Origin of the sequence: Bacillus sp. TH17, from assembly GCF_016651125.1 — a bacterium.
Taxonomy (GTDB): Bacteria; Bacillota; Bacilli; order Bacillales; family Bacillaceae_G; genus Bacillus_A; species Bacillus_A mycoides.
In genome coordinates this window covers 4,387,742-4,402,483 of record NZ_JAEKEN010000001.1, presented here as the reverse complement: position 1 = coordinate 4,402,483, position 14,742 = coordinate 4,387,742, and the positions used below count along the sequence as shown (strand labels likewise).

Below are 14,742 nucleotides of genomic sequence, written 5' to 3'. Positions count from 1 at the left end.
ATTGAGCTTTCTAATTTATCTATTATACTTAATATAGTGATTAATACGATTGAATTTTACCGAGAAGGGGATGCTTGAGGGAATATGTTGAGAAGTTTACGTTTGAAAATTGCAGTAGTATTTTCGGTACTTATTTCTATGATGTTCGTAATATTAGGTACAGCTATGTATCAATTACAGAAAGAAAAGGAAGTGCGTTCCTTAGACCAGTATTCTCAAAATACGATGGACCTTGTGACAGAGCAACTTACGACATTTGTTCAAAGAACTGATGAAGATATGGGGTATTACGCGAACAGTGAGATGATTCGTAATATGATTCAAGATGGGGTTACTCCAGAAGAGGAAGCGTTTTTAACGAAAGAGTTTGCAGAGTATAAAAAGAATCATCCCGGTATTTTAGATTTATATATTAGTACGAAAGATAAAAAAACATTAAGTGCCAATCTTGCTGAAGGTGGGCAAGTGCCAGAAGGATATGATCCAACGACAAGAACGTGGTATAAAGATTCAGAGGCTGATGTGAAAAGGGTTCATTGGGGACAACCTTCTTATGAAATTGCGACAGGAAAGTTAAGTGTAGGGGTTTCTAAAGCAATTACAGCTCAAGATGGATCTGTATTAGGCGTTGTTGCGATGGATGTATCGCTCGGAACAATTCAGAAATTGCTTCACAATATTCAATACAATAATGACGGAGAAATGTTTATTATAAATGATAAAAATATGGCTCTTGTTTATCCAGAAAAAGTAGGGAAAGATGTTTCTAAAGAGCCACTTATGAAGAGTTTAAATAAAGAGGTAACAAAATATGCTGTCACTACATTAAAAGGTGAAGATGTAGTTGTTTATAGTCAGTCATTTGATGCGATGAAATGGAAGATAGGAATCTTTTATCCGAAACAAACGATTGATGGATTGTTAAGTAGTACGAGAAATACAGTTATTATAATGGCGTGTATTAGTTTATTGGTTGGAATAGTAGCATCATATTTATTCTCAAGAAGATTAGCAAGACCATTACAACTATTAACAAATCACGTTCAAAAAGTAGCGGAAGGTGATTTAACACTACAAATGAAGGTGACAAGTAAAGATGAGGTTGGTATGCTTACGACTCACTTTAATGATATGGTTGAGCAAATGAATGAAATGGTAAGTAAAATTAAAAATAGTGTATCGACAGTACAGAAATCGACTCACAATCTGCATTATTTAACGAATGAAACTGTAGCAGCTAGTAGAGAAGTTTCAGGTGCAATGGATGATGTGAGCGGAGGCGCGTCTACTCTTGCTAATAGTGTAGATGAAGTTTCAGAACAGCTCGAGAATATGGCGCAGTCAGTGGAACAAATGAATAACTCCGTTGGTGAAATAAAAGGAGTGGCTGGCAAAGCTGAAGAGGCATCTAAGCAGGGACTCAATACGATGCGTAATTTAGTTCGTACAAGAGAACAATCATCTTCTATCGTTGTTCATACGGAAGAAGCGTCCGGTAAGTTAGAGCAAAGGGTTGGATCGATTCAAAATGTGGTAGAACTTATAAAAGGTCTTTCGGATCAAACGAATTTACTGGCTTTAAACGCTTCAATTGAAGCAGCGCGTGCAGGTGAGCAAGGTAAGGGTTTTGCTGTTGTTGCGGAAGAGGTTCGGAAATTAGCTGAACAATCAAAAGAGGCAACGGGTGAGATTACAATAATGATTAGCGATGTGCAGTTAGAAGTAAAACGAGTTGTAGAAGTTGTAAGTAAATTGAAAGACATTGCGGATATACAAAATAAAGTTACGACAGAGGCGGAGACAGAATTCCGTACAATTATGTCAGTTGTAAATACTATTAGTACCTCAGTTGAAAAAATTGTAGAAGAGGTAAATAACATAGGTCACGAGCAAGAAGAAATTACAGAAGTTATGCAAACAATTGCTAGCACGAGTCAAGAGAGTGCGGCTGTTTCTGAAGAGGTAAATGCAGCAACTGAGTCACAAGTGAATCATTTAGAAAAAGTAGCTCATACGATGGAAAGTTTGACAGAGAATATGCAGGACTTAGAAAGATTGGTTGAGCAGTTTAAAGTAGAAGAGTAACGTATTAGTAAAATGATGAGAATTTCGGTAAAATAGACAATGGATATATAAGAAGCAGTAATAGGAGGAAGATTATTATGGCAATTGTTGATGTATCGATTATTCCAGTAGGAACAGGTAATCCAAGTGTTAGTGAATATGTAGCAGAAGTACAAAAGGTACTAGAGAAAAATGCTGATCGCGTGAAGTATCAATTAACACCGATGAATACAGTAATTGAAGGAGATCTTCCTGTCATTTTAGAAGTCATTCAACAAATGCATGAAGTTCCATACACGAAAGGTGCACAGCGCGTTGCGACAACAATTCGTATCGATGATCGCCGTGATAAAGTAAGTACGATGGAGAAGAAATTAAACTCTGTTCGATCAAAATTATAAGAAAAAGCAGCGATTTTCGCTGCTTTTTTCATATAGGAGGAAAATAAGATGAGTGAAAAGTTTAATGAGCAGTTTGATGGCTTGCTAGAGAAATACACGGAACTATTACTTGGAGAGAGCAACGAAGAGCGAAAAGAGCAGGTACAGAAATGGGCACTTTATTCTTATATGGCTAAGACGATGCCAGCTTTAGTGAAACATTGGAATGAGACGTATCCAGATGCAAAAGAAGAGATGGTACAGTTAATTACGAATATTAAAAAGCTGAATGATGAGAAGCAAAATGAGAAGTAAGAAGGCTTGAGATAATGTTACCTCAAGTTTTTGTTATTAATATCCTTATATAATTTACAGGAAATATAAATGGTTTTGTGAGCATGTCGAATATTTTCGGCATGCTCATTTTTTCCCCTAGTAAACCCGTTTTTTCTGAATGTCGAAAAATAGTTTCTTCATATTTACAAACGAGAATATAGAGTTTTAAATGTTTTGATAGTATTTTATAAATTATCTAAATAATTATTTGTATCAAATAATTTTAAACAGTGATATAATTTCGAAGAGGGGTAAAAAACAGATAAATTATAGTCGTAGGGGTGAATTACATGGAACAATTAATGCGAAATTCGTTTCTTTTCTTATCTAAAAATAAAGCGCTAACAAAACTGGCTAAAAAGTACGGTTTACGCTTTGGTGCAGGTCGCTTCGTCGCAGGGGAAACGATTGAATTAGCGACAGCTGCAATTAAAGCATTAAATAAGCAAGGTCTTTGTGTAACGATCGATTATTTAGGTGAATTCGTTGATAACGAAGCGGAAGCAAATGAAATGGCTAGCGAATCGATTGAAGCGATTCGTGCAATTGGAAGAGAAGGTCTTAATTCGCAGCTTTCTTTAAAGATGACTTCTATGGGATTAGATATCTCTGATGAAATCGTAATGAACAATATGCGCCGTATTTTAGAAGCTGGAAAAGAAAACGGTGTGTTTATTACAATTGATATGGAAGACTATACGCGCTGCGGAAAAACAATTGATATCTTTAAACAATTAAAATCTGAATACGATAATATTGGTACAGTTATTCAAGCTTACTTATATCGTACAGAAAAAGATATGGAAGAATTAAATGCTTATAGTCCTAATTTACGTCTTGTAAAAGGAGCTTATAAAGAACCTGAAGAGGTAGCGTTCCCGGATAAGAAAGATGTAGATGACAATTATAAAAAAATTATTAAAATGCACTTATTAAATGGAAATTACACTGCAATTGCTTCACATGACGAAGCGATTATTGAATATACGAAAAAACTTGCGGAAGAACACAACATTCCAAGGGATCAATTTGAATTCCAAATGTTATTTGGTATTCGTACAGAGCGTCAACTTGAGCTAGTAAAAGAAGGTTACAAAATGCGCGTTTACGTGCCTTATGGAAACGACTGGTATGGCTATTTCATGCGCCGTCTAGCAGAACGTCCAGCAAACGTTGCGTTCGTATTAAAAGGTATGATCAAAAAATAACCAAGGAGAAAATACTCCTTGGTTATTTTAATTGCTGAAATGCGTAGTGCGCCATTTTCTTCGTATCAGGATATAGCTGCGTACGAGTAGAAGATAACACGACGTTAATGACGCGTTTACCGTCTTTTTCATCAACTGTTACGACTGTGTATTTTCCGAGTGCTGATAAACCGCTTTTACTTCCAATCGCATATGGATCATCATATAGTTCTTCCCGTCCATAGTTTGCGATTTTCGGAGAACGCTCTGAAGTATGTAGTGTTGTATGTATTGAATTCATATATTCTAAAACGATCGGATACTTCAAGGATTCTTTCGTAATAATAGCAATGTCATATGGTGATACTTTATTTCCAAGTGCATCAGCACCGCTTGCGTTTTTGAAAGTCGCATGTTTTGTCCCAAGTTCCTTCGCCCTAGCGTTCATCATTTTCACAAACTCATTTTTTGATCCTGCGATATGTTCTGCAATTGACTCAGCGATTGGGTCTGCACTAATAATAAGCATAAGTTTTAATGCCTCATCACGTTTTAATTTTTCACCCGCGCGAAGCTTAATCTTCTTACTTTGACTTTCCGTTTTAATCGCATTCTCTGTAACCGTAATTTCTTCATCTTCTTTCACATTTTCTAGTAAGAGTAAGGTAGTCATCATTTTCCCTATACTAGCCGGATAAGAGCGTTCATCTTCCCGTTTTCCATACAAAATTTCACCTGTGTCTGCATCGATTGTAATCCCGTATTGCCCAGTAATGTTAGGCTGATCTGCTCTTACAACTTGTTGCCTTTGTGCATAAGAGAAGAAAATCATCCCTGTAAATAGTGTGGCAATCATTACAATCATAATTATTGTTCGTTTCATCGTCGTTCCCTCTTTTGTTTTCCATATGTACAAATAAATTGGGCAGAAAAAGCAGCCATTAATCATTATGCCACGTTCTCTGCCCAAAAATATACCGTTATTTTTCGCCCATATTATGCTTCTTATATTGTTGGTTATTACTTTGACGCCCTTTTTCAACACCGTGATTATGCGGACCTGCATTTCCAGTTACACTTGCTGCGCTAATTCCAGCTTTTGAAGGGTTCTTCTTAAATTTTGCCATATATATTCCTCCAGTTTCGTCAGATTATAAAAAGGAAAAGTGCATTTTGATGAAGAAAATACACATGTATAGCATAGCCAAATGAAAGAAATATACTTATTTCAGAAAATTTTATCAATAAATATATTGCGAAAATTCAAACTGTATCATATATTTATTAGTAGAGGCTCACTCATTGATTGCGACTTATGTCGAAAAATTGAATGAGCATTCATTCAAGAATAGGGGGAGAAATGGATGTTCCAAATTAAAAAGGCTGCTGTTCTAGGTTCAGGCGTAATGGGTTCAGGGATTGCGGCACACTTAGCTAATATTGGTATTCCGACATTATTGCTTGATATTGTACCACCTGCGCTTACGAAAGAAGAAGAGGCGAAGGGACTTACATTAGAACATAAAAGTGTGAGAAATCGTTTTAGTAATACGGCTGTGCAAAAACTATTAAAGCAAAAACCAGCTCCTCTGACAGTGAAAGGAAATTTAGCACTGATTGAAGCAGGTAACTTAGAAGATGATCTTGAGCGTCTAGGTGATGTAGATTGGATTATTGAAGTAGTAGTTGAAAACTTAGATATAAAGAAGAAACTATTTGAAAAAGTAGATGCTGTTCGTAAACCAGGCTCAATTGTGAGCTCAAATACATCAGGCATTTCCGTTGAAAAAATGGCAGAGGGTCGTTCAGACGACTTCCAGAAACACTTCTTAGGAACACACTTTTTTAACCCACCACGATATTTAAAACTTCTAGAGGTAATACCGACGAAAGAAACTGATCCACAAGTATTAAGCTTCATGAAACTATTTGGCGAAGACGTTCTTGGAAAAGGCGTTGTTATCGCAAAAGACACACCAAACTTTATTGGAAACCGCATCGGTACGTATGGCTTGCTTGTAACGCTTCAAGAAATGATTAAGCGTGGCTATAGCATTGGAGAAGTTGACTCTGTAACAGGTCCATTAATTGGTCGTCCGAAGAGCGCAACGTTCCGTACATTAGATGTTGTTGGTTTAGATACATTTGTACACGTTGCAAATAACGTATATGAAAATGTACAAGAAGAAGAGCGTGATGTATTTAAAGTACCTGCTTTTATGCATGACATGCTTGATAAAAAATGGCTTGGAAGCAAAACAGGTCAAGGCTTCTTCTTAAAACAAGGAAAAGAAATTTTAGAACTAAATCCTGAAACGATGGAATACGAAGCTCGCAAGAAATTAAAAGCTGCATCTATCGAGTTAAGTAAACAAGAAAAAGGTTTATCGAATAAATTGAAAGCGCTTGTATACGCGAAAGACCGCGCAGGAGAGTTGTTATGGAACATCATCACACCAACTCTTTTATACTCTGCAAAACTTCATAAAGAAATTGCTGACGATATCGTTGCAATTGACCAAGCGATGAAGTGGGGCTTCGGCTGGGAGCAAGGGCCATTTGAAGTTTGGGATGCAATCGGCGTTGAAAAGTCCGTTCAAAAGATGGAAGAAAACGGCGTAGTTGTTCCGACTTGGGTGAAAGAAATGGTAGAGAAAGGTTTCACTACTTTCTATAAACATGATAACGGCGATAGCTACTATTACGACAATGGTGAATATAAGCTAATCGAACGTAATAAAAAGGCAATTTCTCTTAAACAATTAAAAGCGAAAAATGGCGTATTAAAGAAAAATAGCGGAGCGAGCTTAATCGATTTAGGCGATGGTATCCTTTGCTTAGAATTCCATTCGAAGAGCAATGCAATCGGTATGGATATTACGCAAATGATTAACTACGCTGTTGATGAAGTAGAGAAAAATTATAAAGGTCTTGTTATCGGAAACCAATCGAAGAACTTCTGCGTTGGTGCGAACCTTGCAATGATCTTAATGGAAGCACAAGACGACAACTACTTTGAAATTGAGTGGGTTGTGAAAAACTTCCAAGATGCAATGACGAAAATTAAGTACTCTTCTAAGCCAGTTGTAGCGGCGCCATATGGTATGACGCTTGGCGGCGGTACAGAAGTTTGTTTACCAGCAGCGAGCATTCAAGCTTCTAGCGAAACATATATGGGCTTAGTAGAAGTAGGTGTTGGCTTAATCCCTGGCGGAGGCGGTAACAAAGAGTTATACATTAAACACTTAAACAAAATGGCAAACGGTGTAGAATTTGACTTACAAAAAGTTGCGAATAAAGTATTCGAATCTGTAGCGATGGCGAAAGTTTCTACATCAGCACAAGAAGCTGTATCGAACAACTTCTTAGGCGATAAAGACGGTATTAGTGTGAATGGTGATCACTTACTATATGATGCGAAACAAAAAGCACTTTCTTTATATGAAGCAGGTTATAAAGCACCTATCCGCAAAAAGATACCAGTTGTTGGTGAGACAGGATATGCAGCGCTTGTACTTGGTGCAGAGGCAATGCATTTATCAGGTTACATTTCTGAACATGATCTGCACATTGCGAAGAAACTGGCATATGTCATTGCGGGCGGAAAAGTACCGTACGGAACAGAAGTTGATGAGCAGTATTTATTAGATGTAGAACGTGAAGCATTTATTAGCTTAGTAAGTGAGATGAAATCACAAGCAAGAATGCAGCACATGCTTGTAAAAGGAAAACCATTACGTAACTAATAACGAGGGGAGATATCGTTCATGAGAGAAGCTGTCATTGTTGCGGGAGCAAGAACACCAATTGGAAAAGCAAAGAGGGGTTCATTAAAAACAGTTCGTCCTGACGATCTAGGGGCGTTAGTAGTAAAAGAAACGTTAAAGCGTGCGAATTATGAAGGACCAATTGATGATTTAATTTTCGGTTGTGCGATGCCAGAAGCAGAGCAAGGTTTAAATATGGCTCGTAATATCGGCGGGCTAGCAGGACTTTCTTACGATGTTCCAGCTATTACAATTAACCGTTACTGTTCTTCAGGTTTACAAAGTATCGCTTACGGAGCAGAGCGCATTATGCTTGGTCACTCTGAAGCTGTATTATCAGGCGGAGCGGAATCAATGAGTTTAGTTCCAATGATGGGGCACGTTGTTCGTCCGAACAGTCGCCTTGTAGAAGCTGCTCCAGAATATTATATGGGTATGGGACATACAGCAGAGCAAGTTGCTGTGAAATATGGAATTTCTCGTGAAGAACAAGATGCATTTGCAGTAAGAAGTCATCAACGTGCTGCGAAAGCATTAGCTGCAGGGAACTTTGCGGATGAAACAGTATCTGTAGATGTGACGTTACGCTCGGTTGGATCAAACAACAAACTGCAAGAAGAAACAATCATTTTCGCACAAGACGAAGGTGTAAGAGCAGAGACAACGCTAGACATTTTAGGTAAATTACGTCCAGCATTTAACGTTCGCGGTTCTGTAACGGCTGGTAACTCTTCACAAATGAGTGACGGTGCAGCATCTGTACTATTAATGGATCGTGAAAAAGCAGTGAGCGATGGCATGAAGCCACTTGCAAAATTCCGTTCATTCGCAGTAGCTGGAGTACCACCAGAAGTAATGGGAATCGGCCCAATTGCTGCAATTCCGAAAGCGTTAAAATTAGCTGGTTTAGAGCTATCTGATATCGGTCTATTTGAACTAAATGAAGCATTCGCTTCTCAATCTATCCAAGTTATTCGTGAACTTGGTCTAGATGAAGAAAAAGTAAACGTAAACGGCGGTGCAATCGCACTTGGACATCCACTTGGCTGTACAGGAGCAAAACTAACACTATCTCTTATTCACGAAATGAAACGTCGCAACCAACAATTCGGTATCGTAACAATGTGTATCGGCGGCGGAATGGGAGCAGCGGGAGTGTTTGAATTACTATAAAAAAGTGTAAGCGGCTCGCTCAGAACAAGAGGACGCTAAAGCAAAGAATGGAAGCAACAAAGGTTTATAAAAAAAATGAGAGCCAGCTTCTTTCAAAATGAGAGAAGCGGCTTATGAAAATATGAAGGAGGAAATTTTCATGGAAAAAACAGTAGGAAATGCGGTTAAGGGCGGTAGCTTTTTAGTAGAGGAAATTACAATTGATCAAGTGTTTACGCCAGAAGATTTTTCATCTGAGCATAAAATGATTGCAAAAACGACAGAGGACTTTATCGTAAATGAAGTTCTTCCGGAGCTTGAATATTTAGAGAAACACGAGTTTGATCGTTCTGTTCGTCTTTTAAAAGAAGCTGGTGAACTTGGTTTACTAGGCGCTGACGTACCAGAAGAGTACGGCGGAATTGGTCTTGATAAAGTAAGCTCAGCGTTAATCGCAGAGAAATTCTCGCGCGCTGGTGGTTTTGCAATCACTCACGGTGCTCACGTTGGTATCGGATCTTTACCAATCGTATTATTCGGTAACGAAGAGCAAAAGAAAAAGTATTTACCATTACTTGCAACTGGTGAAAAATTAGCTGCATACGCATTAACAGAGCCAGGTTCAGGATCTGACGCATTAGGTGCAAAAACAACGGCACGTTTAAATGCAGAAGGTACACATTACGTATTAAATGGTGAAAAGCAATGGATTACAAACTCTGCATTCGCTGACGTATTTATCGTATATGCAAAAATTGATGGAGAGCACTTCTCAGCATTTATCGTAGAGAAAGAATATGCTGGTGTATCTACAAGCCCAGAAGAAAAGAAAATGGGTATTAAATGTTCTTCAACTCGTACGTTAATTTTAGAAGATGCATTAGTACCGAAAGAAAACTTACTTGGTGAAATCGGTAAAGGTCATATTATCGCGTTCAACATTTTAAATATCGGCCGTTATAAATTAGGTGTTGGTACAGTTGGATCTGCGAAACGTGCAGTAGAAATTTCAGCACAATATGCAAATCAACGTCAACAGTTCAAACAACCAATCGCTCGCTTCCCATTAATTCAAGAGAAACTTGCGAATATGGCAGCGAAAACATATGCAGCTGAAAGCTCTGTATACCGTACAGTAGGTTTATTCGAAAGCCGCATGAGCACATTATCTGAAGAGGAAGTAAAGGACGGCAAAGCAGTAGCAGCTTCTATCGCTGAATATGCAATCGAGTGCTCTTTAAATAAAGTATTCGGTTCTGAAGTACTAGATTATACAGTAGATGAAGGTGTTCAAATTCACGGTGGTTACGGATTTATGGCAGAGTACGAGATTGAAAGAATGTACCGCGATTCTCGTATTAACCGTATTTTCGAAGGAACGAACGAAATTAACCGCCTAATCGTACCAGGTACGTTCTTACGTAAAGCGATGAAAGGTGAATTACCACTTCTTCAAAAAGCACAAAAATTACAAGAAGAGTTAATGATGATGATGCCAGAAGAAGTAGGCGATGAGCCATTAGCGCTTCAAAAATATTTAGTAACTAACGCGAAGAAAATAGGCTTAATGGTAGCTGGATTAGCTGCTCAAAAATACGGTAAAGCATTAGATAAAGAGCAAGAAATTCTTGTGAATATCGCTGACATCGTAAGCAACCTATACGCAATGGAGTCAGCTGTTCTTCGTACAGAGAAAGCAATTAAAACAACTGGTCTTGAAAAGAATAAACAAAAAGTGTTATACACTGAAGTATTCTGCCAAGAAGCATTCAACGAAATCGAAGCAGATGCGAAAGAAACACTTATCGCAGTTGAAAATGGCGACATGCTGCGCATGATGTTATCATCATTACGTAAATTAACTCGCCACACACCACTTAATGTAATTCCGAAGAAACGTGAAATTGCTGCGAAAATTTTAGAAGATGAGCGTTACACAGTTTAATAGCTGTAAAGAAAAGTAGTCGTATAAACGGCTACTTTTCTTTTTTTTTGTAAAAATGAAATTTTTAGTGACACAAAACTAATACCATTAGTATAATAAAACTAATGGTATTAGTTTTCGTGAAAAGGGAGATGGAAATATGAGAATGATGCATGAAAAAACGGTATATCAATTGTCATTTTTGCCAAGAGTGTTTCCTGTGAATTGTTACTTTGTGGAGGAAGAAGATGGTTTAACTTTAATTGATGCGGCTTTGCCATATAGCACAAAAGGTATTTTACAGGCGGCTGAGAAAATAGGGAAGCCAATTACTAAGATTGTATTAACACATGCGCATGATGATCACATCGGTGCATTAGACGCGTTAAAGGAAGTACTTCCTAATGTTCCAGTCTATATTTCTAAGCGGGACGCAAAGCTGTTAGAAGGAGATACGACGTTACAAAAGGATGAACCGAATATACCGATAAAAGGCGGTGTACCTAAAAAGGTAAAAACGGTACCTGATGTTTTATTGGAAGATGGCGACCGAGTTGGATCGCTTCTTGCGATTATGACACCGGGACATACGCCAGGATCCATGTCGCTTCTTGATGTACGAAATAAAGCTCTTATTGTCGGGGATGCCTTCCAAACAAGAGGGGGTATGGCTGTTTCGGGGCAAATGAAATTTTGGTTTCCGTTTCCTGCAATGGCAACGTGGAGCAAAGAAATATCATTACAAAGTGCAGAGAAGCTAAGCGAATATGAGCCTTCCTTACTTGCGGCAGGACATGGGAAAATGATAAAGGATCCAGGCACTGTCATAAAACTTGCTATTAAGGAAGCTAAGCGGAATATAGAAAGTAGGAAAGAAGGTTAATTTATGTCACCGAGAATCGGACTTACATTACAGAAAATTGTAGAAACAGCGGCAGAGATTGCAGATATAAATGGAATACAAGAAGTAACGTTAGCTTCATTAGCGCAAACATTAGGGGTACGTTCACCCTCGCTATACAATCATGTGAAAGGTTTACAAGATGTACGGAAAAGTCTTGGTATGTACGGAATAAAACAGCTGCATAACAGACTGGAAGAAGCTGCTGAGGGTAAATGTATGGACGAAGCAATTCATGCTTTAGGAGAAGCGTATGTCGCATTCGTACGCAAACATCCTGGATTATATGAAGCAACTTTTTTACGAGAGGAAGAAGTAAGAAAAGCAGGTGATGGAATTGTAAAGCTTTGTCTTCATGTTTTACAACAATACGGCTTAGAAGGAGAGAATGCACTTCATGCGACACGTGGATTCAGAAGTATTTGTCATGGATTTGCGTCGATTGAACAGCAAGGTGGATTTGGTTTGCCGCTAGATTTAGATACAAGTTTACATGTATTATTGGAAACGTTTATTAAAGGATTACATGTAATGAGAGATTGAATAGGAAGCAAAAAAACGTGAATTTGTTACTGATCATGCTTTTTGTATAGTAGGCTGCGGTTTGCTGGAGACAAGATTACAAAAGGATGTGAAGTGAACTGTTTGCAGGACATTTTGGCTTAGCGGCAGTAGTGAAAACAAAGTCACCTAAACTACCACTTTGGGCTCTCATGTTAAGCACACAATTATTGGATGTCATTTTTTTACCGCTTTATGTTTTAGGAGTAGAGACAATTGAACCTATTAATAGTAATGGTTATGGTGAAGCGATCATTCACGCGGATTATTCACACTCTTTAATAGGAGCACTGTTTATTGCTTTTGTTGCAGGAATGGTGGGTATGATGTTTGGGGCAAGCGGAGTGGCTTTGTTGTTGGGGCTGTAGTTTTTAGTCATTGGATTCTTGATTTACTTGTGCACCGTGCTGATTTGCCGCTACTTCCAGGGAATTTCGGAGACTTACCTATGCTAGGTTTTGGGTTGTGGCGATTTCCGGCTATTAGTATCATATTGGAATGTATTCTTATTGCGGTGGGTGGCATATGATACTTCAGATTTACCGTTTCCAGTGCGGGCGAACAAAAGAAATTTATAGCAAGAGTAACCGGCGGATTGGTAGTTATATTATTAATTCTTTCGTTACTTATAAGTATGGCGTTTTGAGTATGAATAGTCAGAAACCTTAGAAGCGATTCTAAGGTTTTTTAGTGCATATGATTCCAAAAGAACGGTAGGCTTTTTCTCATTAAATGATATTATCTTGCAGGTTTGAAAAATGTGTATATGGCTAAGGAAAAGCAAACGAAAATAAATGCGATAGGGTCTTGATAGGGATTAGGTTCAGAGCCCTTCTGGATTTCTGTAAGGAAGTCATGTGTTTTCATGTTCATTTCTCCTTTAATTAATAAGTTTTATATGATGCGAGGGTTATGGTGGATAGATAAGAAATTTTTGGAATTCCATCTAATAATTATTCTATAGTAATCTAGTTCCAAAAACTATATAATACAAAGCTTTCATAATATGTAAAATTGCATATTATTCTTTTTGAAAATATTGTTATATTATCTATATATTTGTATTAATAGTTTTTTGTTAAGGGAATGAAAACAAATGGAGGAATAGTATGAGAAAAACAGTGTTAGACGCGTATAATGCAGAAAGAGAAGTAGATAACATAACATATAAAAATCTAGTTGTAACGATTGCAAGCATTCTAGGGTTCTCACTCTTAGGGGGATTATTCCTTACTTTAGCCCTTGGAATTTTTGGAGAAGAGGTATTACGTGCTAATTTAGAGGGATATTATTTACTTCTATTTGATGCAGCTGTTGTTACTATTGTTTTATTTGCTTATAAACCAGTGCTTCATTTTATTAAGAACATTTGGGATGTATCTGTTTTAAAAAATGGGAAAACCTACTTGTATTTATTAATAGGTTTTATCATCATTGCATTAACTCAGTATGTAATGTTAGAGTTGTTTAACTTTGAAAGTGCAGAGCAGCAACGAGATCAATTAGGGAGCTTAGGACTTCAAAATAGTCTACAAAGTATTATATATGTGTTAAGTGTTGCTATAATTACACCAATTAAAGAAGAAATTTTATATAGAGGTATTTTGTATCAATTTTTTGAAAAGAAATATAGTTTTCTAGTTGGTACCATTATTTCTTCCTTCATCTTTGGGATTCTTCATGGTGGTTTTCCGATTACGGCAATGATTATGGGGATTGTATTTGCTATGTTATATAAGAAAACACAATCTATTGTACCTAGCATCATTTTACATATTGTATGGAACCTACTTGTGAGTATAAGTATGATTGTTTCTTTATAAAATTGAATGAATATTTAGTAGAAAAGATGAATGGCCTAGCTATTCATCTTTTATTTTGTTTATATGTGGGAAAAGTTAATGAATACAATCCAAAAAGAACCAAATACTAATGATGAATGAACAAAGAAAGGCGGGTATGTTATATGCAAAATTTAACAGAGCTTGAAGTTGAAAACTTACGTCATTTAATTGGTGGACATGCGACGATTATTAACAAATTGGAACAGTATGCACAGGCTTGTACAGACCCACAGCTAAAGCAAATGCTACAAAAGGATGCACAAGATGCACGAAATACGAAACAACAATTAATGACTTTTCTAGGATAGGAGGAAGAGAGAAATGAATGAAAAAGATATGGTAAATGATTATTTAGCAGGGTTAAACTCAAGTTTAACAAGTTATGCAAATTATATTTCTCAGTCTGATAATGAACAGTTACATCAAACGTTAATTCAAATTCGTAATCAAGATGAATCCCGTCAACGTAATATGTATGAATACGCAAAGCAAAAAAGTTATTATAAGCCGGCAGCGCCTGCTAATCCAATGATTGTACAGCAATTGAAAAGTCAATTAAGTGCGGAATAGTGTGATGAAAAAAACGAGCGAATGGATTCGCTCGTTTTTTTGTTTGGTATATGTCA

General features: G+C 37.2%; 14 protein-coding genes and 1 pseudogene. 13 read left to right on the top strand and 2 right to left on the bottom strand.

Going from position 1 to position 14,742, the window contains the following annotated elements; all coding sequences use genetic code 11:
* Window positions 1-84: 84 nt before the first annotated feature.
* The 4 genes from JFT95_RS30240 to JFT95_RS22760 all read left to right on the top strand — a co-directional run bounded on the left by JFT95_RS30240 (window position 85) and on the right by JFT95_RS22760 (window position 3,988).
* Window positions 85-2,085: a methyl-accepting chemotaxis protein gene (locus JFT95_RS30240; protein ID WP_201053303.1), complete on the top strand. Its 2,001-nt coding sequence runs from the start codon at window positions 85-87 to the stop codon at window positions 2,083-2,085.
* A 77-nt stretch (window positions 2,086-2,162) separates the two neighbouring features.
* The gene (locus tag JFT95_RS22770) at window positions 2,163-2,465 is read left to right on the top strand and encodes an MTH1187 family thiamine-binding protein (RefSeq protein WP_001018862.1); all 303 of its coding nucleotides are present in this window, start codon (window positions 2,163-2,165) and stop codon (window positions 2,463-2,465) included.
* Window positions 2,466-2,513: 48 nt separating this feature from the next.
* Window positions 2,514-2,759, top strand: coding sequence for a YusU family protein (locus JFT95_RS22765; protein WP_201053302.1), 246 nt, complete (start codon window positions 2,514-2,516; stop codon window positions 2,757-2,759).
* Between the two features lie 311 nt (window positions 2,760-3,070).
* Window positions 3,071-3,988, top strand: coding sequence for a proline dehydrogenase family protein (locus tag JFT95_RS22760; protein ID WP_002034609.1), 918 nt, complete (start codon window positions 3,071-3,073; stop codon window positions 3,986-3,988).
* Window positions 3,989-4,010: 22 nt separating this feature from the next.
* Here JFT95_RS22760 and JFT95_RS22755 read toward each other — a convergent pair whose 3' ends face one another.
* Both JFT95_RS22755 and JFT95_RS22750 read right to left on the bottom strand, forming a co-directional pair.
* Window positions 4,011-4,850 (bottom strand): D-alanyl-D-alanine carboxypeptidase family protein, encoded by an 840-nt coding sequence (locus JFT95_RS22755; RefSeq protein ID WP_033707936.1) that lies wholly within the window; start codon window positions 4,848-4,850, stop codon window positions 4,011-4,013.
* Between the two features lie 97 nt (window positions 4,851-4,947).
* On the bottom strand, window positions 4,948-5,094 hold the full coding sequence (locus JFT95_RS22750) for a YuzL family protein (RefSeq protein ID WP_088040379.1): 147 nt from the start codon (window positions 5,092-5,094) through the stop codon (window positions 4,948-4,950).
* Between the two features lie 237 nt (window positions 5,095-5,331).
* Between JFT95_RS22750 and JFT95_RS22745 the strand changes: the two genes are divergently transcribed.
* From JFT95_RS22745 to JFT95_RS22705, 9 genes and pseudogenes are all read left to right on the top strand, one after another.
* Complete coding sequence (locus JFT95_RS22745) at window positions 5,332-7,713, top strand: 3-hydroxyacyl-CoA dehydrogenase/enoyl-CoA hydratase family protein (RefSeq protein ID WP_063218092.1); 2,382 nt, start codon at window positions 5,332-5,334, stop codon at window positions 7,711-7,713.
* Window positions 7,714-7,734: 21 nt separating this feature from the next.
* Window positions 7,735-8,907, top strand: a complete 1,173-nt coding sequence (locus JFT95_RS22740; protein WP_001206332.1) for an acetyl-CoA C-acetyltransferase — start codon at window positions 7,735-7,737, stop codon at window positions 8,905-8,907.
* A 139-nt stretch (window positions 8,908-9,046) separates the two neighbouring features.
* Window positions 9,047-10,831 carry an acyl-CoA dehydrogenase family protein gene (locus JFT95_RS22735; RefSeq protein WP_201053301.1) on the top strand — a complete coding sequence of 595 codons (1,785 nt, stop codon included), beginning with the start codon at window positions 9,047-9,049 and terminating at the stop codon, window positions 10,829-10,831.
* 139 nt (window positions 10,832-10,970) lie between these two features.
* A complete protein-coding gene (locus tag JFT95_RS22730; RefSeq protein ID WP_002143649.1) occupies window positions 10,971-11,693 on the top strand; it encodes an MBL fold metallo-hydrolase in 723 nt (240 codons plus the stop codon).
* Window positions 11,694-11,696: 3 nt separating this feature from the next.
* Window positions 11,697-12,254, top strand: a complete 558-nt coding sequence (locus JFT95_RS22725; protein WP_201053300.1) for a TetR/AcrR family transcriptional regulator — start codon at window positions 11,697-11,699, stop codon at window positions 12,252-12,254.
* 98 nt (window positions 12,255-12,352) lie between these two features.
* Window positions 12,353-12,918 (top strand): annotated as a pseudogene (locus JFT95_RS22720) (permease).
* A gap of 463 nt (window positions 12,919-13,381) precedes the next feature.
* Window positions 13,382-14,095 carry a CPBP family intramembrane glutamic endopeptidase gene (locus tag JFT95_RS22715; RefSeq protein WP_201053298.1) on the top strand — a complete coding sequence of 238 codons (714 nt, stop codon included), beginning with the start codon at window positions 13,382-13,384 and terminating at the stop codon, window positions 14,093-14,095.
* A 143-nt stretch (window positions 14,096-14,238) separates the two neighbouring features.
* A complete protein-coding gene (locus JFT95_RS22710; RefSeq protein WP_001180552.1) occupies window positions 14,239-14,424 on the top strand; it encodes a hypothetical protein in 186 nt (61 codons plus the stop codon).
* 13 nt (window positions 14,425-14,437) lie between these two features.
* The gene (locus tag JFT95_RS22705; RefSeq protein WP_002034620.1) at window positions 14,438-14,686 is read left to right on the top strand and encodes a spore coat protein; all 249 of its coding nucleotides are present in this window, start codon (window positions 14,438-14,440) and stop codon (window positions 14,684-14,686) included.
* The last annotated feature ends 56 nt before the right edge of the window (window positions 14,687-14,742 follow it).